Annotated in this window: 22 protein-coding genes; 8 read left to right on the top strand and 14 right to left on the bottom strand. The window is 71.4% G+C overall.

Annotated elements, in window-relative coordinates; all coding sequences use genetic code 11:
* The first annotated feature begins 2 nt into the window (after positions 1-2).
* The 4 genes from ACZ59A_RS27685 (at position 3) to ACZ59A_RS27670 (ending at position 6,163) form a co-directional block, all read left to right on the top strand.
* On the top strand, positions 3-1,301 hold the full coding sequence (locus ACZ59A_RS27685) for a bifunctional glycosyltransferase family 2/GtrA family protein (RefSeq protein ID WP_470963653.1): 1,299 nt from the start codon (positions 3-5) through the stop codon (positions 1,299-1,301).
* Positions 1,298-3,604 (top strand): ArnT family glycosyltransferase, encoded by a 2,307-nt coding sequence (locus ACZ59A_RS27680; protein WP_470963650.1) that lies wholly within the window; start codon positions 1,298-1,300, stop codon positions 3,602-3,604. Before ACZ59A_RS27685 ends, ACZ59A_RS27680 begins: the two co-directional genes overlap by 4 nt.
* Positions 3,605-3,776: 172 nt before the next feature.
* Positions 3,777-5,303, top strand: coding sequence for an MFS transporter (locus ACZ59A_RS27675; RefSeq protein ID WP_470963647.1), 1,527 nt, complete (start codon positions 3,777-3,779; stop codon positions 5,301-5,303).
* A gap of 77 nt (positions 5,304-5,380) precedes the next feature.
* Positions 5,381-6,163 (top strand): TetR/AcrR family transcriptional regulator, encoded by a 783-nt coding sequence (locus tag ACZ59A_RS27670; RefSeq protein WP_470963644.1) that lies wholly within the window; start codon positions 5,381-5,383, stop codon positions 6,161-6,163.
* Between the two features lie 29 nt (positions 6,164-6,192).
* On the opposite strand, the gene ACZ59A_RS27665 is transcribed toward ACZ59A_RS27670, so the two are convergent.
* From ACZ59A_RS27665 to ACZ59A_RS27655, 3 genes are all read right to left on the bottom strand, one after another.
* Entirely contained in the window at positions 6,193-7,047 is an 855-nt protein-coding gene (locus ACZ59A_RS27665) for a YceI family protein (protein WP_470963641.1), read from the bottom strand.
* A gap of 187 nt (positions 7,048-7,234) precedes the next feature.
* A complete protein-coding gene (locus ACZ59A_RS27660) occupies positions 7,235-9,739 on the bottom strand; it encodes an MFS transporter (RefSeq protein ID WP_470964437.1) in 2,505 nt (834 codons plus the stop codon).
* A 128-nt stretch (positions 9,740-9,867) separates the two neighbouring features.
* Positions 9,868-10,353 (bottom strand): MarR family winged helix-turn-helix transcriptional regulator, encoded by a 486-nt coding sequence (locus ACZ59A_RS27655; protein ID WP_470963638.1) that lies wholly within the window; start codon positions 10,351-10,353, stop codon positions 9,868-9,870.
* A 200-nt stretch (positions 10,354-10,553) separates the two neighbouring features.
* Here ACZ59A_RS27655 and ACZ59A_RS27650 point away from each other — a divergent pair, with 200 nt between their 5' ends.
* Positions 10,554-10,757: a hypothetical protein gene (locus tag ACZ59A_RS27650; RefSeq protein ID WP_470963635.1), complete on the top strand. Its 204-nt coding sequence runs from the start codon at positions 10,554-10,556 to the stop codon at positions 10,755-10,757.
* A 13-nt stretch (positions 10,758-10,770) separates the two neighbouring features.
* Here ACZ59A_RS27650 and ACZ59A_RS27645 read toward each other — a convergent pair whose 3' ends face one another.
* The 4 genes from ACZ59A_RS27645 to ACZ59A_RS27630 form a co-directional block, all read right to left on the bottom strand.
* Positions 10,771-11,655 (bottom strand): hypothetical protein, encoded by an 885-nt coding sequence (locus ACZ59A_RS27645; protein ID WP_470963632.1) that lies wholly within the window; start codon positions 11,653-11,655, stop codon positions 10,771-10,773.
* Between the two features lie 38 nt (positions 11,656-11,693).
* The gene (locus tag ACZ59A_RS27640) at positions 11,694-12,524 is read right to left on the bottom strand and encodes an RNA polymerase sigma factor SigF (RefSeq protein ID WP_470963629.1); all 831 of its coding nucleotides are present in this window, start codon (positions 12,522-12,524) and stop codon (positions 11,694-11,696) included.
* A 183-nt stretch (positions 12,525-12,707) separates the two neighbouring features.
* Positions 12,708-13,559 carry an RNA polymerase sigma factor SigF gene (locus tag ACZ59A_RS27635; protein ID WP_470963625.1) on the bottom strand — a complete coding sequence of 284 codons (852 nt, stop codon included), beginning with the start codon at positions 13,557-13,559 and terminating at the stop codon, positions 12,708-12,710.
* 184 nt (positions 13,560-13,743) lie between these two features.
* A complete protein-coding gene (locus ACZ59A_RS27630) occupies positions 13,744-13,908 on the bottom strand; it encodes a hypothetical protein (RefSeq protein ID WP_468043369.1) in 165 nt (54 codons plus the stop codon).
* Positions 13,909-14,106: 198 nt separating this feature from the next.
* On the opposite strand from ACZ59A_RS27630, the gene ACZ59A_RS27625 reads away from it, so the two are divergent.
* Positions 14,107-15,132 carry a 6-phosphofructokinase gene (locus ACZ59A_RS27625; RefSeq protein WP_470963621.1) on the top strand — a complete coding sequence of 342 codons (1,026 nt, stop codon included), beginning with the start codon at positions 14,107-14,109 and terminating at the stop codon, positions 15,130-15,132.
* 107 nt (positions 15,133-15,239) lie between these two features.
* Here ACZ59A_RS27625 and ACZ59A_RS27620 read toward each other — a convergent pair whose 3' ends face one another.
* Entirely contained in the window at positions 15,240-16,106 is an 867-nt protein-coding gene (locus ACZ59A_RS27620) for a universal stress protein (protein WP_470963618.1), read from the bottom strand.
* Between the two features lie 324 nt (positions 16,107-16,430).
* Here ACZ59A_RS27620 and ACZ59A_RS27615 point away from each other — a divergent pair, with 324 nt between their 5' ends.
* Entirely contained in the window at positions 16,431-17,642 is a 1,212-nt protein-coding gene (locus ACZ59A_RS27615) for a DUF6777 domain-containing protein (RefSeq protein ID WP_470963615.1), read from the top strand.
* Positions 17,643-17,688: 46 nt separating this feature from the next.
* Here ACZ59A_RS27615 and ACZ59A_RS27610 read toward each other — a convergent pair whose 3' ends face one another.
* Both ACZ59A_RS27610 and ACZ59A_RS27605 read right to left on the bottom strand, forming a co-directional pair.
* Positions 17,689-18,249: a hypothetical protein gene (locus ACZ59A_RS27610; protein WP_470963612.1), complete on the bottom strand. Its 561-nt coding sequence runs from the start codon at positions 18,247-18,249 to the stop codon at positions 17,689-17,691.
* A gap of 41 nt (positions 18,250-18,290) precedes the next feature.
* A complete protein-coding gene (locus ACZ59A_RS27605; protein ID WP_470963609.1) occupies positions 18,291-18,530 on the bottom strand; it encodes a DUF6411 family protein in 240 nt (79 codons plus the stop codon).
* A 127-nt stretch (positions 18,531-18,657) separates the two neighbouring features.
* Here ACZ59A_RS27605 and ACZ59A_RS27600 point away from each other — a divergent pair, with 127 nt between their 5' ends.
* Entirely contained in the window at positions 18,658-19,611 is a 954-nt protein-coding gene (locus ACZ59A_RS27600) for a phosphotransferase (RefSeq protein ID WP_470963606.1), read from the top strand.
* Between the two features lie 10 nt (positions 19,612-19,621).
* On the opposite strand, the gene ACZ59A_RS27595 is transcribed toward ACZ59A_RS27600, so the two are convergent.
* From ACZ59A_RS27595 to ACZ59A_RS27580, 4 genes are all read right to left on the bottom strand, one after another.
* Positions 19,622-20,182 carry a GNAT family N-acetyltransferase gene (locus ACZ59A_RS27595; protein WP_470963604.1) on the bottom strand — a complete coding sequence of 187 codons (561 nt, stop codon included), beginning with the start codon at positions 20,180-20,182 and terminating at the stop codon, positions 19,622-19,624.
* The gene (locus tag ACZ59A_RS27590; protein WP_470963601.1) at positions 20,182-20,433 is read right to left on the bottom strand and encodes a hypothetical protein; all 252 of its coding nucleotides are present in this window, start codon (positions 20,431-20,433) and stop codon (positions 20,182-20,184) included. The genes ACZ59A_RS27595 and ACZ59A_RS27590 overlap by 1 nt, the downstream gene beginning before the upstream one ends.
* Positions 20,434-20,640: 207 nt before the next feature.
* On the bottom strand, positions 20,641-21,840 hold the full coding sequence (locus ACZ59A_RS27585; protein ID WP_470963598.1) for an SMI1/KNR4 family protein: 1,200 nt from the start codon (positions 21,838-21,840) through the stop codon (positions 20,641-20,643).
* Positions 21,837-22,712, bottom strand: a complete 876-nt coding sequence (locus ACZ59A_RS27580; protein ID WP_470963595.1) for a helix-turn-helix transcriptional regulator — start codon at positions 22,710-22,712, stop codon at positions 21,837-21,839. Before ACZ59A_RS27580 ends, ACZ59A_RS27585 begins: the two co-directional genes overlap by 4 nt.
* Positions 22,713-22,731 lie beyond the last annotated feature (19 nt).

Below are 22,731 nucleotides of genomic sequence, written 5' to 3'. Positions count from 1 at the left end.
CCATGCGAACCGACACCCCTCTCGCGGCGCCGCCCGAGACACCTCTGCAGACCTTGCCCGCGCGGCGGCATATCGCGGTCGACCGCAGCCGCCCGGTGCTCGACGTCGTGATCCCCGTCTACAACGAGGAGGCGGACCTCGAGCGGTGTGTGCGACGGCTGCACGACCATCTGACCCGCACCTTCCCCTACCGGTTCCGGATCACCATCGCGGACAACGCCAGTACGGACCGCACGCCTCATGTGGCGGCCTATCTGGACGACACCGTCGAGGAGGTGACGGCGGTCCGGCTGGAGCAGAAGGGCCGCGGGCGGGCGCTGCGCACCGTCTGGACGCTGTCCGAGGCGCCGGTGCTCGCCTACATGGACGTCGATCTGTCCACCGACCTCAACGCGCTGCTGCCGCTGGTGGCCCCGCTGATCTCCGGCCACTCGGACCTGGCGATCGGGTCGCGGCTGGCGCGCAGCTCGCGCGTCGTACGCGGCACCAAGCGGGAGTTCATCTCGCGCGCGTACAACCTGATTCTGCGCGGCAGCCTGGCGGCCCGGTTCTCCGACGCCCAGTGCGGCTTCAAGGCGATCCGCAAGGACGTCGCGGAGCGGCTGCTTCCGATGGTCGAGGACACCGGGTGGTTCTTCGACACCGAGATGCTGGTGCTGGCCGAGCGGGCGGGGCTGCGCATCCACGAGGTGCCGGTGGACTGGGTCGACGACCCGAACAGCACGGTGCACATCGTGAAGACGGCCACCGACGACCTCAAGGGCGTCTGGCGGGTGGGGCGCGCGCTGGCCACCGGGGGGCTCCCGCTGGACCGGCTGCGCCGCCCGTTCGGTGACGATCCGCGTGACCGGGAACTGAGCGGCGTGCCGGGCGGACTGGCCCGTCAGCTCGTCGGGTTCTGTGTGGTGGGCGGGCTGTCCACGCTCGTCTATCTGGCGCTTTACACGCTCTTCCGGCTCGGTACGGGCCCGCAGGTGGCGAACGCGCTGGCGCTGCTGCTGTCCGCGCTCGGCAACACCGCGGCCAACCGGAGGCTCACCTTCGGGGTCCGTGGACGGGACCGGGCGATCCGTCACCAGGCTCAGGGGCTGGTCGTCTTCGGCATCGGCCTCGTGCTGACCAGCGGTTCCCTGGCCGCCCTCGACACCGCCCCCGGCTCCCCCTCGCACGGCACCGAGCTGGCCGTGCTCATCGCGGCCAACCTCGCCGCGACCGTTCTGCGCTTCCTGCTCTTCCGGGCCTGGGTCTTCCCGTCGGACAGCGAGGCCACCACCGACCACGACCCGAGGACCAACCGATGACGACATACGACTACGGCACCCGGGAAGCCGGTCCGCCGCCCCTCCCCTCCGCCGCTCCCCAGGTCGCGCCCGACGCTTCCGGCGGCTCGCGCCTGGCGCGGGCGTGGCGGGGCCGTCCGGAGGACCCCCGCTGGGCGCGGCCCGCGCTGTGGGCCCTGCTCGCCGTGACCACGGTGCTCTACGTGTGGAGTCTGGGCGCCTCCGGTTACGCGAACCAGTTCTACTCGGCCGCCGTGCAGGCGGGCAGCGAAAGCTGGAAGGCGTTCTTCTTCGGCTCCTCGGACGCCGCGAACTCCATCACCGTCGACAAGCCCCCGGCCGCGCTGTGGCCGATGGCCCTTGCGGTGCGCGTCTTCGGCCTCTCCTCCTGGGCGATCCTCGTCCCCGAGGCGCTGATGGGCGTCGCGACGGTCGGTGTCCTCTACGCGGCCGTGCGCCGCCGGTTCAGCGCGGCCGCCGGGCTTATCGCGGGCGGCGTGCTCGCGGTGACCCCGGTCGCGGCGCTGATGTTCCGCTTCAACAACCCCGACGCGCTGCTGTGCCTGCTCATGGTCGCGGCCGTCTACTGCGTGCTGCGCGCGCTGGAGGACGCCCGGACGAAGTGGCTGGTGCTGGCCGGAGTCTGCTTCGGCCTCGGCTTCCTCACCAAGACGCTCCAGGCGTGGCTGATCCTGCCCCCGCTCGCGGTGGTGTACGCGGTGTGCGCCCCGGCCCGGCTGGGCCGGCGGATCGGCCAACTGCTGCTCGCGGGGCTCGCGATGGTGATCTCCGGCGGCTGGTGGGTCGCGATCGTCGAGCTGTGGCCCGCGTCGTCCCGGCCGTACATCGGCGGCTCGCAGAACAACAGTTTCCTGGAGCTGACCTTCGGCTACAACGGCCTGGGCCGGATCAACGGCAACGAGACCGGCAGCGTCGGCGGCGGCGGTCGCGGTGGTGGCGGCGGTGGCGGTGGCGGGATGTGGGGCGAGACCGGCATCGACCGGCTCTTCGGCTCCGACATGGGCGGTCAGATCGCCTGGCTGCTGCCCGCGGCGTTCATCCTGCTGGTGGCGGGGGTCTGGCTGACCTGGCGGGCCAAGCGGACGGACACCCAGCGCGCGGCGTTCCTGGTCTGGGGCGGGGCGCTGCTGATCACGTTCGCGACGTTCAGCTTCATGTCCGGGATCTTCCACCAGTACTACAACATCGCCCTCGCGCCGTACATCGCGGCGATCGTGGGCATGGGCGCGACGATGCTGTGGGAGCGGCGGGGGCAGGCCGAGGGCCGCGTCGGCACCGTGGCCTCGGTGGTGCTCGCCGTCACGGCTGCGGTCACGGCCTACTGGTCGTACGTGCTGCTGGGCCGGTCCGCGGACTGGCACCCGTGGCTGCGCTGGGCGGTGCTGTTCGCCGGGCTGGCGGCCGCGGTCGGGTTGCTGTTCGCGGCGCGGCTGGGGCGGACGCTCGCGCTGGGCGTGGCCGGGCTCGGTCTCGCGGCGGCGCTGGCCGGGCCGGTGGCGTACACGCTCAACACGGTGGAGACGCCGAAGAGCGGCTCGATCATCACGGCCGGTCCCACGGTGTCGGGCGGCATGGGCGGCGGTCCCGGCGGCGGCGGTCGTCCCGGCGGCGGGCGCATGGGCGGCCCGCCGGGGATGCAGGGTGGCCAGCAGGGCCAGGGTCAGCAGGGTCAGCAGGGTCAGCAGGGCATGCCGGGCGGCGGTCCCGGCGGCACGGGTGGCGCGGGCGGCCAGCAGGGCGGCGGCTTCCCGGGCGGCGGCCAACCGCAGCAGAACGGCAACGGCAACGCCCAGGGCCAGCAGGGCCAGGGTCAGCAGGGCCAGGGCAACGGGCAGGGCCAGAGCCAGGGTCAGGCCCGGAACGGTCAGCCCGGCGGCATGGGCGAAGGCGGTCGGCGCGGTATGGGCGGCGGCGGCATGGGCGGGCTGCTCAACGGCCAGCAGGTCAACGCCAAGGCGAAGGCGAAGCTGGAGAAGAACGCCGACGACTACACCTGGGTCGCGGCGGCCATCGGCTCGCAGAACGCCGCGAGCTACCAGCTCGCCACCCAGGACCCGGTGATGGCCATCGGCGGCTTCAACGGCAGCGACCCGTCGCCGACCCTCGCCCAGTTCAAGGAGTACGTGAAGCAGGGGAAGATCCACTACTTCATCTCCTCGGGCAACGGCATGGGCGGCGGTCCGGGCGGTGGCAGCAACGGCACCTCCTCCAAGATCACGACCTGGATCGAGGCGACCTACAAGAAGGTCACCGTGGGCAGCACCACGCTCTACGACCTGACGCAGAAGAAGTCCTCCAGCTGACGCCTTCAGCCCCGTAACCACGGGCCGGTGGCCGGGTTCCCCCCGCGGCCACCGGCCCGTACTCGTATAGCCGTACGGGCGCGGAAATTCGCTGTACGGCGTAGAGTTACATTTGTACGGTGTAAGGCAAACGCGCAGCCATGCATCGTACACATGTCTCCCTGGAGTCCTCATGACGGCCCCGACCGCCGATACCGGACCCGCCGCCCCGCCCGGCACCGCCTCCGGTGGCCATCCCCAGCGCTGGCTGATCCTCGCGGTGATCTGCCTCGCCCAGCTCACCGTGTTGCTGGACAACACGATCCTCAACGTCGCCGTCCCCTCCCTCGCCCGGGAGATGGACGCGACCACCGCCGACATCCAATGGATGATCAACGCCTATTCGCTGGTCCAGGCTGGACTGCTGCTCACCGCGGGCAGCGCCGCCGACCGCTACGGGCGCAAGAAGATGCTCGTCGCGGGGCTTGCCCTGTTCGGCGTCGGATCGCTGATCGCGTCCCTGGCCGAGGGGCCGGGTGAGCTGATCGCCGCCCGCGCCGGGATGGGGATCGGCGGTGCGCTGCTGATGACCACGACGCTCGCCGTCGTGGTGCAGATCTTCGACGAGGCCGAGCGGACCAAGGCGATCGGCGTGTGGGGCGGGGTCGGCTCGATCGGCGTCGCCGCGGGGCCGCTCATCGGCGGCGGCCTGCTGGAGCACTTCTGGTGGGGCTCGATCTTCCTGATCAACATCCCGGTCGCCCTGCTCGGCCTCGCCGCCGTGGTCCGGCTCGTCCCCGAGTCCAAGAACCCGACCGGGGACCGGCCCGATCTGCTCGGCGCGCTGCTCTCCACGGTCGGCATGACCGGGGTCGTCTTCGCGATCATCTCCGGGCCCGGGCACGGCTGGACCTCGACCCGGGTGCTGCTGTCGGCCTTCGTCGGCGTCGCCGTGCTGGCCGGTTTCGCGCTGTGGGAGCGTCATATCCCGTACCCGATGCTGGACATGCACTTCTTCCGTAACCGCTCCTTCGTGGGCGCCGTCGCGGGCGGCATCCTCGTCGCCTTCGGCATGGGCGGCTCGATCTTCCTGCTCACCCAGCATCTGCAATTCGTGCTCGGGTACGACGCGCTGGACGCGGGGCTGCGCACGGCGCCGCTCGCTCTGGTGATCGTGGCGCTCAACCTCACCGGCCTCGGCGCCCGGCTGCTGCCCAAGGTCGGAACGCCGCTGACCATCGTCACCGGCATGGGGATGCTCGCGCTCGGCCTCGCGCTCATCGCCGTCCTCGGCAGGGACGGCTACGGCGGCGTGCTGCTGGGCCTGGTGGTGATGGGGGCCGGGATCGCGCTGGCCATGCCCGCGATGGCGACCGCCATCATGTCGGCGATCCCGCCGGAGAAGGCGGGGGTGGGCGCCGGGGTCAACGGCACCCTCACCGAATGCGGCAACGGGCTCGGCGTCGCCGTCCTGGGCGCGGTGCTGAACTCCCGCTTCGGCACGCTGCTGCCCGCGGCCGCCGCCGGGGCGGGCTCGCTCCCGGCCGCCCTCGCCGGGGCCCGCACCCCCGAGGACCGGGCGGCCGTCCTCGACGCCTTCGCCTCCGGGGTGGAGACCAGCCAGCTGGTCGGCGCGGTGGCCGTGCTCGTCGGCGGAGTGCTGGCCGCGCTGCTGCTCCGTCGGGCCGAGCGATCTTCACAGACGGCTCCGGCGGCATAGCATCGGATATGTATGACCCGTCGCGCATCGTGTCCGCCGGATACGCGGCGGCAACGTAGCGCAGAAGGAGAGCCGCCATGGCAACCGGCAGCCGTGTCACCCGCCCGCGGTCCAGCGTCTGGCTCTCCGAGCGCAAGGCCCCCAAACGCAAGGGCGATCAGCCGGTCGGTCTCGACCATGGCAAGATCATCGCGGCGACCGTCCGGCTGCTGGACGCCGACGGGCTCGCGGGCTTCTCCATGCGTCGGCTGGCGGCCGATCTGGGGGTCACCGCCATGTCGGTCTACTGGTACGTGGAGACCAAGGACCATCTGCTCGAACTCGCCCTCGACGCCGCCATGGGAGAGGTCGTCCTCCCCGCGGCGGCCGTCCAGCCCGCGGAGGAGCGGGAACACCTGGCGGCCGACCCCCGGTACTGGCGCGAGCAGCTGCGCCAACTCACCTCCGAATACCGCCAGGTGCTGGTGCGCCACCCGTGGCTGTCCCCGCTGATGGGGGAGTACATCAACATCGGGCCGAACTCGATGGCCTTCTCGAACGCCGCCCAGCAGGTGATGCGCAACAGCGGACTGCCGGACGAGAAGATCACCAGCGCGCTCTCCCTCGTCTACCAGTTCGTCTACGGCTTCAGCACCATCGAGGGCCGCTACGCCGTCCTCTGCCGGGCGGCGGGGGTCACCCAGGACGAGCTGCTCCACGAGGTGATGAGCTCGGTCGAGGGCCGCCCGGAGTTCGACGAATCTCGCAAGATCATGGAAGCGCGCGGCGGTCAGACCGTCGAGGAGATGCGCGACCGGGAGTTCACCGTCGCGCTGGACTTCGCGATCGCCGGTATCGAGGCCCTGCGGGACACCCCCTAGCCCGCGCCCGCGAGCGGGCGGCGCGGCGGTCACTCCGCCGCCGGAAGCTCCTCGCCCTGCACGGCCTGTATGTCGAGCTCCACCCGCAGGGTCGTACCGATCGCCGCGATGCCCGCCGCGACCACCTGGTTGTAGTTCATCGCGAAGTCCTCGCGCCGCAGCTCCGCGGTCGCCCGGAAGGCCGCCCGCACCCCGCCCCAGGGGTCGGGGCCCGTGCCCAGGTAGGTCAGCTCCAGGTCCACGTCCCGCACGACACCGTGCATGGACAGCTCGCCGTGCACCGTCCACCGGTCGGGACCGGCCGCGCTCAGATGCGTGCTCTGGTAGGTGAGGACCGGGAACCGCTCCACGTTCAGGAAGTCGGGCGACTTCAGATGGCCGTCCCGCATTCCGTTTCCGGTGTCGATGCTGGTCGCCTGGATCACCGCCTCGACCCGCGACTTCTCGATGTCCTCGGCGATCTCGATCCGCCCGCCGAAGTCCGTGAACCGCCCGTGCACACTGGAGATCCCCAGATGCTGCGCGACGGCCCCCACCGTCGAATGCGCGGGATCCAGCGTCCACGCCCCGGGCGGCGGCAGCTCCACCCCGCCCTGCCGGGCCAGCACCACCGTGCCCACATCGGCCCGCCCGGCCGCGGTGACGATCGCCGTCGACGCCACCGGTGCGTACCCCACCGCGGTGATGATGATCGTGTACGGACCGGGCGGCAGCGGCTCCTCGCTGCGCACCGAACCGTCCTCGGCGGCCTGGGCGCGCAGCACCTGCCCGCCCGTCATATCGGTGACGGTCAGCACCGCGTGCTGCACCGCCCATCCGTCGCGGGTGAGGATCCGCGCCCGCAGCCCCGCTCCCCCGCCTGCTCCTGCCCCAGTGGTCGTCATGCCGTCGTTCGTCTCCTGCTCCCGTGGTGCTGTGGTCTTCGCGCCCGGACCGGGCAGCGGTGTGAGGCCGTCCCCTGCCTGATGTACACCGCTGCCCGGCTCCGGGTTCCGGGTCCGGCGAATGTGCGCCGCCCGGTCCGGGGCGGGGGCGCGTCTCCGCTCTTCGCACGCCCCTGCCCCGGGGTTCTCAGTCGCCGGGGTGGGCGAGTTCGACGTCGTGTCCGTCGATCCCGTGCCCGGCGACCGTCAGGTTGCCCGCGACCGGCGGGTAGCCGCTCGCGATGACCGTGTAGTCGCCCGCGTCCAGGTCGGTGAAGGCGTACGCGCCGTCCTCACCGGTGGTGGCGGTGGCGACCACGTTCCCGGCCCCGTCGACCAGCGTGACCCGCGCGTCCGGCAGCGGGCGCCGGCCGGCCCCGGCCCGTACGGTGCCCTGCACCCGGGCACCGGCCTGCAGTGCGATCTCCAGCCGGGTCAGGCCCTGGGAGCCGACCTCGACGGGCAGCGCGGCGGGCCGGTAGCCGGGCGCGTTCACCGCGACCGTGAAGGTCCCGGCGACCAGCTCCTCGAAGCTGAACTCGCCCCGCTCACCGGTCTTGCCGGTGGCCAGCACCTCGCCGCGGACATCGGTGACCACGACCATCGCCGCGTCCACCGGCTGCCCGTCGTCGGCGCCGCGCACGGTGCCCACGAGCCCGCTGGTGGCCGACAGCACGATGTCGAAGCCGAGCGGCTCGTCGCCGACGACGACCGTGGATGCCTGCGGCTGGTGGCCGTCGGCGGCCGCGATCAGCACGTACGAGCCGGAGCCCGGGGCGTCCAGGGCGTACGAGCCGTCGGTGTGCGCGACCGAACGGCCGAGCTGCCGACCGGCGAGCGAGATCAGCGTCACCGCGGCGCGCGGCACGGCGCCGCCGTCCGCGTTCCGCACGAAGCCGTGCACGCCCTGCCGGGGCTGGTGTCCGGCTCCGCCGTCACCGGCCGAGGCGTACGCCGCCAGGCGCTGCGGGGCGACCGCGGCGGCCGGGGCGCGGTCGGCGTCCGACGTGGACAGACCGGCGGACGGGGCGCCCACCAGGGCGGGCTCCCGCTCTTCGATCCGGTCCGGGCCGGTCTCCGCGGCGGCCTCGGCGGCCGCGTTGTCCGCGGGGGCGGGCGTGGTGGCTTCGGCGGACTGCTGCGAGCCCGAGTTGGTGCGCAGCGCGACCTCCTTGATGAAGAGGGTGAGCAGGAAGGCGAGCAGCGCGGCAGGAGCGGCGAACAGGAAGACGTCCGCGACACCGTGCCCGTAGGCGCTCTCCATGATCGAACGCAGCGGCTCCGGGAGCTTGTCCAGGTCGGGGATGCCGCCTCCGGCGCTGCCGCCCGCCTTCTGGGCCAGCGCGGCGCCCTTGGGGCCGAGGTCGGTCAGGCCGTCCTTGACGTAGTCGGTGACCCGGGTGCCGAGCACCGCGCCGAGCGCCGAGACGCCGACCGCACCGCCGAGCGAACGGAAGAAGGTGACGACGGCGCTGGCCGCGCCGAGGTCCTGCGGGGCCACCTGGTTCTGGGTGGCCAGCACCAGGTTCTGCATCATCATGCCGATGCCGAGGCCCATGAGCGCCATGTAGATGGCCAGGTGCCAGTACGGGGTGTCGTACCGCATCGTGCCGAGCAGGCCGAGGCCCGCGGTCAGCAGCGCGCCACCGCTGACCAGCCACACCTTCCAGCGGCCGGTCTTGGTGATGATCTGGCCGGAGACGGTCGAGGAGACGAACAGGCCGCCGATCATCGGGATGGTCATGACGCCGGACATCGTCGGCGTCTTGCCGCGCGCCAGCTGGAAGTACTGGCTGAAGAAGACGGTTCCGGCGAACATCGCCACACCGACGAAGAGCGACGCCAGCGAGGCGAGGGTGATCGTCTTGTTGCGGAACAGCCGCAGCGGGATGATCGGCTCGCTCGCCTTGGACTCGATCAGCAGGAAGATCAGGCCGAGGACGACCGCACCGCCGACCATCGCGTAGCTCTGCCAGGAGAGCCAGTCGTACTTGTCACCGGCGAAGGTGACCCACAGCAGCAGGAGCGAGACGGCCGCGCTGATGAAGAGCGCGCCCGACCAGTCGACCTTGACGTTCCGCTTCACGACCGGGAGCTTCAGGGTCTTCTGGAGCACGATCAGCGCGATGACCGCGAACGGCACGCCGACGTAGAAGCACCAGCGCCAGCCCAGCCAGTCGGTGTCGGTGATCACGCCGCCCAGCAGCGGACCGCCGACGGTCGCGACGGCGAAGGTCGCGCCGAGGTAGCCGCTGTAGCGACCGCGCTCCCGGGGGGAGATCATCGCGGCCATGACGATCTGGGCGAGCGCGGACAGTCCGCCGACGCCGATGCCCTGGACGACACGGCAGGCGATCAGCATGCCGGTGTTCTGCGACAGGCCCGCGACGACCGAGCCCCCGACGTAGATCAGCAGGGCTATCTGGACCAGCAGCTTCTTGCTGAACAGATCGGAAAGCTTGCCCCACAGCGGAGTGGCGGCCGTCATGGACAGCAGCGCGGCGGTGACGACCCAGGTGTAGGAGGACTGGCTGCCGTGGAGATCGGCGATGATCTCGGGAAGCGCGTTGGAGACGATCGTCGACGACAGGATCGCGACGAACATCCCGAGCAGCAGCCCGGACAGCGCCTCCATGATCTGCCGGTGGGTCATCGGTGCCGCGGCGTCGGCACCGTGGCCCTGGTGGCCGTGGTGTCCTCCTCCGCCATGCTTGGCGTGGGCGGGGTGCCCCGCGGGTCCCCGCACACCGCCGTCCGGTGTGGTCGTTGCCATGAATGTCCTTAACTTTGCGAAGGTGTACGGGTGGTGCTTTCGACCTGGTGCGGCAGGGGCCGGTGCCGGGTGTCACCGAAGCTCGTCCGCAGCCGGGCGAGAAGTTCATTGAGGCGGCCGACATCGTCGTCCGACCAGTCGCTCAGGCAGTTCGCGAGCGCCTCCGTGTAGCGCTCGGACACCTGGCTGAGCAGGGTCAATCCGCAGGCGTTGATGCTCAGCAGCCGCGAGCGCCGGTCGAGCGGATCGGGTTTGCGGTCCACCCAGCCGCGGTCGGCGACATGGGCCACATGGCGACTGGTGACCGACATGTCGATGCCGAGCAGCTCGGCGAGTTTGCTCATGCGCATCTCGCCGTAGCGTTCGAGGAGCATGAGGACGATGGCCGAGCCCGCCGGGCAGTCTGCCGGCAGGGCGCGGCCCAGGCCGCGCTTGACGGTGCCGATGGCACTGAGCTGACGGGCCAGCTCTTCGTACTGGCTCTGCGCTGCCATCGCACCTCCTTGACTTTAGGTTGCTTTAGGCAACCATAGAAGAAGTTAGTTGCTACAGGCAAATGACAGGGTGGCTTGAGGCGGTAAATTCCCCTTAAAGGCTTGTCCTCTTATCGGTCAACTGGGGTCACTGAGGTGTGAGGTGCCTGGAGTGACCCAGGGGTGGGCGGGAATCCGCTCGTTCGCTAGGGTCTGGGCCCATGGCGAACAACCCCCAGAGCCCCAGCGGCAACCAAGATCCGTCCGGATCCACCCAGATGTTCCGCGCGTTCGTCGACGAGGGCGGACGGCAGCCGCAGACGGCGGCCCCGGCGAGCGGCGGCGGCTCGCGCGTCGGCCTGATCGTCGGTGTGGTCGCCGCGATCGTCATCGTCGCGGCGGTGGCCTGGCTGGCGCTGGGCTGACCGGCCCGTCCGTTCAGGACGCCTCGGGTGTCCCGGACTCCCGGGGCTCCTCGGACTCCCCGGGCTTCGGGGGCTTCCACGGCTTCCAGTCGACGGAGACGTCCCGGGTCTCGATGTGCATCCCCAGCGGAACCCGCCAGGCGTCCACACACACCTTCCAACTCCGCGTGCGCTTCTGACCCGCGCCGATCGGCGCGGGCAGCTTTCTCTTCGACTTCAGCGTCGCCCAGTCCAGGCCGAGCGCGTCGATGACATGCGTCGACAGCGTCACCGTGCCCGATACGACGGGCAGTCCGCCGGTGTTGCGGAACTCGATGGTCACCTTCTCGCACCAGCGCTCGTCGGTCGCCGTGCGCTCGGGGTCGCCGACCTTCAAGGCGGCCGGTCCGCTGGGCGTGGAGGGCGAGGGGGGCGTGGTGCCGGATGGGGACGAGGGGGCGGGATCGTCGTTCGTACGTCCGCCCGGGGCCGTATCGCCGTCGCCGCCCTGCTGGCCGGCGGCCGGTGAGCCGGTGCTCGGGGGCCGCGATGACGGGGACGCCGAGGGGCCGGGCGTACGCGTACCGGACTCGCTGCCGGACGCGGTGCCGGACCCGGTGGTGGGGGCCGCGCCGCTCGCTTCGTCCGTGCCGGGCGTCCCCGGTGCGCTCTTCCCGTCCGTCCGGGCGTGCTCGCCGGAGTCGCCGTCCTCGTCCAGCGGCACCAGGTCCACGCCGCCCTCCGGGGGGACGGCCTTCGTCGGGGCCCGCCCGTCGCCGGGTCCTGCCGCCCCGGTCGCGACATGGCCCGCGCCGCCTCCGGCGCAGCCGCCGAGCAGCGTGCCCAGGCACAGCGCGGCCGCCGAGGCGGCGATTGCCGTGCCTCGGCGGCCCGTTGTCCGGCTCCCTGCGGGTCGCATCGGGCCAGTGTGGCTGACGGCCCGTCAGGAGTACAGGGTCAGTCCGCGATGAGTCCCTCGCGCAGCTGGGCCAGGGTCCGGGTGAGCAGCCGGGAGACGTGCATCTGGGAGATGCCGACCTCCTCGCCGATCTGGGACTGCGTCATGTTGGCGAAGAAGCGCAGCATGATGATCTGGCGCTCGCGCGGGGGCAGTTTGGCGAGGAGCGGCTTCAGCGACTCGCGGTACTCCACGCCCTCCAGGGCGCTGTCCTCGTAGCCGAGCCGGTCGGCCAGGGAGCCCTCGCCGCCCTCGTCCTCCGGGGAGGGGGAGTCCAGTGAGGACGCGGTGTAGGCGTTGCCCACCGCGAGCCCGTCGACCACGTCCTCCTCGGAGACGCCGAGCGCCGTGGCCAGCTCGGTGACGGTCGGGGAGCGGTCGAGGCGCTGGGCCAGCTCGTCACTGGTCTTCGTCAGCGCGAGACGCAGCTCCTGGAGCCGCCGCGGCACGCGCACCGACCAGCTGGTGTCGCGGAAGAAGCGCTTGATCTCGCCCACGACGGTCGGCATCGCGAAGGTCGGGAACTCCACGCCCCGTTCGCAGTCGAAACGGTCGATCGCCTTGATCAGGCCGATCGTGCCGACCTGGACGATGTCCTCCATCGGCTCGTTGCGGCTGCGGAACCGGGCCGCCGCGTAGCGCACCAGCGGAAGGTTCAGCTCGATGAGCGTGTCACGTACATAGCCCGCTTCCTCGCTGTCCCGGTCGAGTGCGGCAAGCCGCAGGAAGAGGGAGCGGGAGAGGGTGCGTGTGTCGATGGCTTCGCAGTCGTCAAGCACGTGCGGTGCGTCGTTGGTGAGCACCTTCGAGCTGCCCAGTTCTACGGACATGCCACCCCCTTGAGGTCGCGGACGGATCCCAGTTGCGCTCTCCACGTTCAAACGCAGCCTCCCCCTGAATACCGGAGGTCGGGCCGCGGCAAACGCGACTCCTGCAGAATGTCACATGTCGGCAACACGCTGTAGCGCCATGTCGACATTACAGTGCCGGAGGGGCAGGGAGGGGGTCCCTCGTCACGATGACGGTTCGATCCGATTTGCGGATCTCAGCCTCGCGAAGCTGCGGGACAGCAGCCGGGACACATGCATCTGTGAGACACCTAGTTCCGCGCTGATCTGAGATTGAGTCAGATTGCTGTAGTAACGGAGCAAAAGAATACGCTGCTCGCGCTCGGGCAACTGTACGAGGAGGTGGCGCACCAAGTCGCGGTGCTCGACTCCGGCGAGCGCCGGGTCCTCGTAGCCGAGCCGGTCGACCAGCCCCGGCAGTCCGTCGCCCTCCTGGGCGGCCTCCAGCGAGGTGGCGTGGTACGAGCGCCCGGCCTCGATGCACGCCAGCACCTCGTCCTCGCCCAGTCCCAGCCGCTCGGCGATCTCGGCGGTGGTGGGCGAGCGGCCGTGCAGCACGGTCAGGTCCTCGGTCGCGCCGTTGACCTGCACCCACAGTTCGTGCAGCCGGCGCGGTACGTGCACGGTGCGGACGTTGTCGCGGAAGTAGCGCTTGATCTCGCCGACCACGGTCGGCATCGCGAAGGTGGGGAACTGGACGCCGCGCTCCGGGTCGAACCGGTCGATCGCGTTGATCAGGCCGATCGTGCCGACCTGGATCACGTCCTCCATGGGCTCGTTACGGCTGCGGAAGCGGGCGGCGGCGTAGCGGACCAGCGGCAGATTGGCCTCGATCAGCGCATCGCGCACCCGGTTGTGTTCGGGGGTGCCGGGGGCGAAGCCGGACAGCTCGGCGAAGAGCACCTGGGTGAGGGCTCTGGCGTCAGCCCCGCGGCTTCTGCCGCTCTCGCTGGCGCCCTCACCTCTGCCGCCATCGCGGGGCGGGGTTCTGGGCGCGGTACGGGCCGACACGGTCACGCCACCCCTTCACGATGCACTCACCCGGCAAAGCGGTCATAGCATCACAAGACATGTGCACTGTGTGCAAGCACCGCTTTACTACGTGTTGGTGGTGAAATTGCCCCATTGTTGGGCAGCCGGTTCCGTCGGTACTCGGAAGGCGGAGTCGGTGATCACCCGGGTGCTGACCCCGGGGAGCCGGTCAATTGACCAGTTGGCTCATGAACTCGCCGACACTCGTCGCGGCCTCCGATATGCCCTCGAACCCCACCTGGACGAGATCGGCCGCTCGTGCCGGGGTCTTGATGATCGTGTACAGCACGAAGACGATCAGCATGTAGAGCGCGATTTTCTTGGCCTGGGCCATCTTCGTACTGCCTCTCCCGCCGTGTCCCCTGGGGCAATCGCGGCGGAGTCTATCCACACCGCACAGACATCAGTCTTATCAGTCCGATCATCTGACAGGTGATCCACAGGTGCGGGATCCGTGGAGTGGGCGTGCGGGCGACGATGGGTGGACGCTGGAGAGGGGCGGGCGGCGAAGCTCATGGAGGGAGGCGGGGAGATGCGTGTCGGTGTGCTGACCGGTGGTGGCGACTGCCCAGGGCTGAACGCGGCGATTCGCGGCATCGTCCGCAAGGGTGTCGAGGTGCACGGCCTCGACTTCGTCGGGGTGCGGGACGGCTGGCGCGGCGCCCTCGACGGCGGGATCGTGCCGCTGGACGTGTCGGCCGTGCGCGGCATCCTGCCCCGCGGCGGGACCATCCTCGGCTCCTCCCGCACCAACCCGCTGGCGAGCGAGGACGGGGTGCACCGGGTCCGGGAGACGCTCGCCGACCATGATGTGGACGCGCTGATCGCCATCGGCGGCGAGGACACGCTCGGGGTGGCCGCGGCCCTCGCGGACGAGGGGATCGCCGTGGTGGGCGTGCCCAAGACCATCGACAACGACGTCTCGGGGACCGACAGCACCTTCGGCTTCGACACCGCGGTCAACATCGCCACGGAGGCCATCGACCGGCTGCACACCACCGCCGAGTCCCACACCCGCACCCTGGTCGTCGAGGTGATGGGCCGCCACGCGGGCTGGATCGCCCTGTACTCGGGCATCGCGGGCGGCGCCAACGTCATCCTCATACCGGAGCAGCCCTTCGACGTCGACCAGGTCTGCGGCTGGGTGGAGAACCGCTTCAAGATCAGGTACGCGCCGATCGTGGTGGTGGCGGAGGGGGCCGTGCCGAAGGAGGGGCAGATGGTGGTCAAGGACTCCGCGCTGGACGAGTTCGGCCATGTGCGGCTGTCCGGCGTCGGGGAGTGGCTGGCCCGGGAGATAGCCGACCGCACCGGCAAGGAGGCCCGCACCACCGTGCTGGGGCACATACAGCGCGGCGGTACGCCCAGCGCCTTCGACCGCTGGCTGGCCACCCGCTTCGGGCTGCGCGCGGTCGACGCGGTGAACGAGCGGGAGTTCGGCGTCATGGTCGCGCTGCGCGGTACGGACGTCGTGCGCATACCGCTCGCCGAGGCCGCGGCCGGGATCAGGACCGTCGACCCCGCGCTGTACGCGGAGTTCGGCGTGTTCTTCGGCTGAGCGGGGCAGACCCTCCCACCGCGCCCCGCCCGACCTGGGCGTACGACCGTCGGCCTCCCCGGCAGCCACCGGGTGCGGACCGTCGCCCGGCGGGGTCCGGGCGGTCGTCAGGCGGGGTGCGGTACGACGGCCACCGGGCAGTGCGCGTGGTGCAGCACCGCGTGCGCGACCGGGCCGAGGCGGCGCTCGGCCACCCGTGGGCTCGTCCGGCGCCCGACGACCAGCAGCCGGGCCCGCTCCGACGCCCGCACCAGCGCCTGAGCCGGGCCCAGCAGCACCACGTCCGGCACCACCGTGACCTGTGGGAAGGTCCCCCGCCACGCCCGCAGGGCGTCGGAGACCACCTGGCTCTCCTGGTCCTCCCACAGGCCGCGGTCCTCCTCCAGCACGGTCAGCATCCAGGCGGAGGGCGAGGCCGGGGGCAGCGCCCAGGCGTGCACGACCCGCAGCAGGGCGTCCCGCTCCAGGGCGGCGCGGAAGGCGAAGCCGAGCGTCTCGGCCACCGGGGCGTGCGCGGCGAAACCGGTCACCACCTCGTCCGCGTCCGGCGGCCGCGCCGCCGGGTCGGGCACGGACACGACGGGGCAGTCCGCGGTGGCCGCCACGTGCAGCGCCACCGACCCGACCGCGAGGCCGTCGAAGCCGCCCCAGCCGCGTGCCCCGACGACCAGCAGTTCGGCGTCCGCCGCGGCGGCGAGCAGGGCCTGCTCGGGTTCGGTGTCGCTGTGCACCCCCTCGATGTCGAGGCCGGGGTGGCGGCCCCTGAATTCGTCGGCCGTCCGCCGCAGCATCTGCTCGCCCACGTGCCGCCAGGCATCCACCCCTGGCACCGGGGACACCCTGCGCGGCAGCGGCGGACACGCGTGCGCCAGCAGCAGCCCGGCCCCGCGGCGCAGCGCCTCCCGCGCGGCCCACTCCGCCGCCACCAGGCTGCGCTCTGAGCCGTCGACGCCCGCGACGACAGGGCCGGTCATCGCCTTCTCCCTCCCGGAGCGCGAATGGGCTTTTGCGTTTAGTCTAGATACGAGGGATATATCCGCGATGTTCGGAGAGTCCCCTCCACAGAACCGCGAGGGGCAGCGGCCGCCCCCGGTCCGGGCCACCGGATCGGGGGCGGTTCTGCGTATGACCGGGGGCTGCGTATGCCGGGCCGCCGCGGATGCCGGGGCTTGCGCCGCGTTCCGCAGATGGGGGTGCCGGACAAGTCCCCCGAAGGTGGGGGCGGATGTCAGGTTTTCGGGGGACGCGGCCGGATGGGGGGCGAGCGCAGGATGGGGTCCGAGGGAAGGGAAACGGACATGCGCTCGATCTCATGGCATCTCACCTCGCGCCGATCAGGACTTGCTGCCGGATCCGTCGCCGTCGTGTCCGCCGTGGCGGTCCTGGGGACGGTCACCCCCTCCGGGCGGGCCACGGCGGCGGAATACCGCCGGGAACCGGTCGGGAAGACCTCGGTTCCGGCATTCACCTCTGCCGTCGGTCACGACCGCAGACATGTGGTCTCGCCCTCCAACGGGGGCCGGGCCTTCCAGGGCGACACCCCCGGCCTCTACGCCGGGGTCCCGGGGCGCCAGACCTGCGACCGGCGGGAGCTGATCCGCGACCTCAAGGCGAACCCGAAGAAGGCCGCCGCCTGGAGCCGGGTCCAGCACATCCGGCCGGAGCGCGTCCGGGCCTACGTCAACCGGCTCTCCGGCGTCGTCCTGCGGTCGGACACCTACGCCAGGACGTACGGCTACCAGGGCCGGGTGAAACCCGCGGCCACCGTTCTCCAGGCGGGCACGGCGGTGCTCGTCAACAGGAAGGGCGTGCCGGTCGTGAAGTGCGCCTCCGGCAACCCCATCCGTACGGCCGCCCCCAAGAAGGGCGCCGAGCTGACGTTCACCGGCCCCCAGTGGTCCGGCTTCTCCCGGAACGCGCTCACCGTCATCCGCCCGGCCCCGGACGCGGTCAAACGGATCACCGTGGTGACGGCCGGCAAGTCGGAGCTGTTCCGGCGGGTGATCGGTGAGGCCAAGGGCAAGAAGGGACGGGACAAGGTGCTGTCCCCGGCCCACTACCCGAAGTACCTGGCGATGCCGGGCGAGCAGAACGCCCCGAACCTGGCGGAGGCGCCGAAGAGCATCAGGCGCCACTCGCCCCTGGGCCTGGAGACCCTCCGTCCGTCCGAGACCCCGTCGGCGGAGCCGTCCCAGCCCACGGATCCTGGGCAGCAGCCCACGGACCCCGGCCAGCAACCTTCGGATCCCGGCCAGCAGCCGTCGGATCCGGGTCAGCAACCTTCGGATCCCGGCCAGCAGCCCTCGGACCCCGGCCAGCAGCCGTCCGATCCGGCCCAGCAGCAGCCCCCGCCGCCGCCGTCCCAGCCGCCGTCCGACCCGGGCCAGCAGCCCCAGCAGCAGCCGCCGCAGCCGCCGACGGACCCGAACCAGCAGAACCAGCAGCAGCAACCCCCGCCTCAGCAGCAACCGCCCCCGCCGCCTCCGCCGCAGCAGCCGCCGCCGCAGTGACGACGCCGTCCCTGGCCCGGTCGCCCGGGCCGGGGACGGTTCCGGCTCAGGCGGTGATCTCCAGGTGCATGGCCTGGAGTTCACGTATCGCGGCCGGAAGATCCCACTCGGCGGGTGAGGTGCCCGCGTCCTCCCAGTGGACGTACACCTGGCCCGATCGGGTCCAGGCCAGGAGGTCGATGATCTGCGTGAACGCCGAGGGGGCGAACGGCGGGACCGGGTCCTCGTCGTCGCCCTCCAGGTAGGGCGTCGTCCGCAGCTTCCGCCCGGTCAGCAGACGCAGCCAGGCCGCCGCCGCGTAGGCCGACTGCGACATCACATGCAGCTCCCGGTCCTGGTCCTCGGAGTAGCACAGGCCGACCTCGGTCAGCTGCTCATGGATCGCGTCGGCATCGGTCGGCTCCCCCGCGGCAACCGCACGGATCCCCCGCACCGCCTCCGGAGTCGAGAGCTCCGGATCGTCGCTCAGCTCCTCGTCCTCCTGCTCGAGCCGGTCGAGCAGGGGAGCGATCAGGCCGTAGAGGCAGACCACTTGCTCCTGTGGGTCCAGCCCTTCGGCGAACTGATCGATGGTCTCCAGCAGTGCGGAGTACGCGGTGTCCGTCATACGAGCCTGGATAGCACGAGGGACCGACAAGCCGGAGTCCTCTAGAACGGCATGCGGCCCCGGGCGCGCCGACCGGCGGCGCCGCTGCGGCCAACCGCCTTGGAGCTGCTGCGGAACGGCTTGCTGAGGATCCGGCCCAGGATGCCGGGGGCCTTGCTCCCGGCGCGCGTGCCGACTCCCAGCGTGCGCTGGGTGCCCCGTTCGGGGTGGCGGGACAGGCGCGGGACGAAGAAGGCCAGCACGGCCAGCAGTACACAAACGCCGACGATGGCGAAAATCATGACGAAGCACTCCTCTGTGAGGCGTACCCGCCGAGTACCCGACTCGCCCGATCGCATGCCGCCCGCACCGCCGCCCGGTGCGGAAAATCCCTTTCACCCCCGCTCCGCGCCATGGAACGATCCGTCGATGACCGATTTCGTGACATCGCCTCAGATGGCCCGCCGCACTTCCGCCGCGGTCGACGCGGCCGTCGGAGCGGGGCGCGCGCTCGGTCTCACCGTGACCGACGCCGCGGTCCTCCACGACCTGTTCTCCGTCGTCGTCCACCTGGCGCCCTCACCGGTCGTGGTCCGGGTCCCCACCGTCCTGCCGCACTACGTGGACCTCGCGTCCCAAGAGCGCCGCCAGCAGACGGAATTGGACGCGACCCGGTGGCTCGCCGACCAGGGAATCCCCGTGATCCCACCGAGCCCGCTCGTGCCGCGGGAGCCCGTGCGGCGCGACGGGTTCTCGATGACGTTCTGGCAGTTCGTCGAGGAAGACCGGGACAAGGAGCCCGACTACGCGGCGAACTCCGAAAGCGTTGCCGATCTGCACGCCGCGCTGCGCGCCTACCCGGGCCACCTGTCGTTTCTGTCCGCGGCCGAACCGCGGTTCATCGCGGAAAGCCTCGCGCTGCTCGAAAAGTACCCCGATCTGATCGGACCGGCCGACCTGGACCGCGCACGACGCGAGTGGCGGGTGCTGGAACCCCTCACCCGCTCCCGGGCGGCGTTCGAGACGGCGTTCCCGGGGATCGACCTCCAGCCGATCCACGGCGACTCCCCGCCCGCGAACATCTTCTCCGGGGTGGACGGGGACCTCTACGCCGACTTCGAGCTGGTCACCTTGGGTCCCGTCGAATGGGACCTGGCCGGGCTCGGACCGGACCTCGCATCCGCCTACGACCGCGGTGCCCGGCGCAACGGCATGAGGGCGCTGAACCAGGACGTCCTGGGCTTCGTGAACGCCGTGGGCATGCTGCGGGCCGTCGCCTGCCTCGCGCTCGCGCCGCAGCTGCCCGCGTTGGCGGAGTACGTGAAACCGGCCATCGGCCACTGGCGGACGATGCCGTTCGCCGGTGGCCTGGCCGCCGACTGACCACCGACGCCTATCCGGGCTCCTGCCCCTGCCCGGACAAGGATCGCTGCATGAGCATCGTGTCGACCCAACGGCCGTGCTTGTGGCCGACGGCGGTCAGCCGGCCCGCGTCGGTGAAGCCGAAGCGCCGGTGCAGCGCTGTCGAGGCGGCATTGCTGGTGTCGGCGGCAGCGCGGTCGTCACCGCCGGTGTCCGCGATGACCGCGATCATCTGCCGCTTCCCGGCCCGGTCCGCCTCGGCGATCAGGCCGCCCAGCAGGGCGCTGCCCAGCCCCTGGCCGGTGGCGTCGGGCGCGAGGTAGATCGTGTCCTCCACCGTGTGCCGGTAGGCGGGCTTGGGGCGCCACGGAGCGGCGTACGCGTACCCGGCGACGGCGCCCGACACCTCGGCGACTAGGAAGGGCAGACCCTGGACGGTGAGGTTCCCCAGCAACTGCTCCCAGTCGGCGGCGGAGCGGGGCGTCTCGTCGAAGGTGATCACGCTGTGGCGGACGTAGTGCGTGTAGATGTCGGCCACGGCCTTCAGATCGGCCTGGGTCCCCGGCCGGACGGCCGTTCCAGAAAGGGGCATCAGCGGAAGTCGCCTTTCATGAAAGCCTTTTCGAGATCCTCCAGCGAGCGTCCGCTGGTATTCGGCAGAGTCTTCCAGGTGAGGAAGGAGAAGACGGCGCCGAGTACGAAGAACGTCCCATAGGTTCCGGTAATTCCGCCGAAGCCGCGCATCCACAGCGGGAACAGCTCGAAAAGACAGACCCAGACGGGGAAATTCAGGGTGCGTTCTGGCTGAACCCGGCTATCTGGAGCAACTCCGTGCCGTAACACATCACCGAGTTCGCCAGGACACCCGGCAACTGGCCGCGCTCGCCGTCCAGGCCGCCGTCGAACGGCTCGACCAGGGCCGGGACGGCGAGAGCCGGGAATTCAGCCTCGCCCCCCAGCTGGTGGTCCGCGGCTCGACCGGCCCGGCACGCTGACGTACCCGGCCCGGCGGCGTCTGCGCCCCTTCGGCCCTCTCCCGGCCGGGGCGGCTCACCAGTAGGCGTCGTCGCTCCAGGGCTCGAACCCCGCGTACTCGACGGGGTCGTCGTCCTCGTCCAGCCCCGCCAGCCCCTCGGTCACGAAGGTGCCGCGCTGCCAGGCGAGGAGCGCGTCGACGAGGCCGCGGTCCCACGGCCGGCCCTGCTGGGCGTGGCGGGGCCAGACGATCAGGGGCCAGGCGTCGGGATCGTCGCCCTCGGTGAGCCAGCCCAGGTAATCGCCGTCGATGGAGTTGGCGAAGGGCAGAAAGCCGCCGGGCTCGGGCCACATCGCGAGCGGAAAGTCCTCCGGATATTTCTCCTTGAGCGTCCCGTAGCCCTCCAGAGTCGACTCCACGTGCCGTACGAAACCCCGGCCGGCCGGGCGCAGCGGGGTGTGGAAGCGCAGCCAGCCGTTCCAGCACCCGGCGCCGTACAGGTCCAGGAGCGTCACGTAGTCCCGTGGCAGCCGCGTGCCCAGCTCCTCGAAGAGCCCCTCCCAGGTTCCGCCGCCCAGATACGGGGCCTCGGGCGGCGGCGACAGCAAGCGCAGGGCATCCAGCCCGGTGCCGGTCTCCAGGGCGGTGCGGCGCTCGGCCTCGGTGAGCCGGGGAACGGTGGGCTCGGGCGGCGTCCAGGGCCCGGCCTCCGGCAGAAAGGCGGTGCGGGCGACGGTGCCGGGCAGCGGGCCCATCAGGGGGCCGGGCGGGGAGGGGAGTTCCCAGCCCTCGCGCACCATGTGGCGCAGATAGCCGGTGAGCGTGAGGTCGTAGCGATGCCAGGGGAGGAGCCCGCTGCCGGGTACGGGGCCCAGATGGCGGACCACCACCGTCCACTCGTCGGGGTCCTCCGAGACGGACGTGTCCCAGAACAGCACGTCGCTGCCGCGGGTTTCGCCCCAGGCGAGGAGTCCGCCGGGCGCCGGGTGGAAGGCCGACCGCTCCGACTCCGGCAGCGCGCGGTTCGCGATGCGGGCTTCGCGGTGGGTGTCGCGCAGCCAGCCCCCGTAGTCGAAGCGGTTCTCCTGGACGCAGGGCACGTGGATCCATACGTACGCGCCGAAGTCCAGCGGTCCGTGGGCGTCGGCAAGCCGCTTGTAGTCGCCCGGCAGCGACACCCCCAGCCAGGTCTCGACCGCTGCCCAGTCGACGGGGACCGGCGCGGGCGGCCGCTCCGGGCTGGGGGTGGTGAACGCGGCGATGTCCAAGGTCACGTGTGGTCCTCCGGGTCGGACGGTCGGGCCCCCATCGTCGCTGCCGAGGACTCCAGTCGAAGCAGGGCGTCCGAGGTCGCGTCGTCCGCCGGACGGTAGGTCCAGATCCGGTGGCCCTCGCCTCCCGGCAGCTCCAGGACATGCTGGTTGAGTGCGAGGGGCCCGACTCGCGGGTGCCGGAGCAGTTTGCGGTCCATCGTCTTCTCGTAGACGTGGTGCTCGCTCCACGAGGCGCTGAAGACCTCGCTGGCGGCGGTCAGTTCGTCCACCAGCGCCGTCAATCGGGCCGACCCCGCCTCGTAGCCGACCTGTGCGCGCAGGGCCGCGACCATGCAGCGGGCGAGTTCGGGCCACTCGGCGAAGAACGACCGCGCCCGGGGGGCGAGAAAGACCATGCGGGCGTAGTTGTCCCGGGGCCCCAGCCCCTCGTGGAGAAGGGCGCCGAGCGCATTGCCGCCCACGATGTCGAGCCACCGGTTCACGAGCAGGGCGGGCACCGTCATGGAACCGAGCAGCCGGTGCACATCCGCCAGCCGCTCCACGCCCATGCCGGGCTCCGCTCCGTCCGTGGCCGCCACACCGGCGGCGAGCGCCCGCAGATGCCGCGCCGCCGCGATGTCCAGCAGCAACGCCTCGCACAGCCCGTCCACCACCGCGCGGGACGGCCGCCGTTCCCTTCCCTGTTCGAGGCGTACGTAGTAGTCGGTGCTGATCCCGGCCAGGTACGCCACCTCGTCCCGCCGCAGCCCCGGCACCTGGCGCTTCGCCCCCGGAGCCAGCCCGTGCTGTTCGGGGCGCACCCGCTTCCGTCTGGCGCGCAGGAAGCCCGCCAGTGGACCGCCGTCCCCGCCGTGGCTGCTCGAATCCTCCATGCCACCAGCGTAAGAAGGC

It is taken from the genome of Streptomyces sp. NPDC040405 (assembly GCF_055595765.1).
This window is presented reverse-complemented; position numbering and strand designations above follow the sequence as displayed.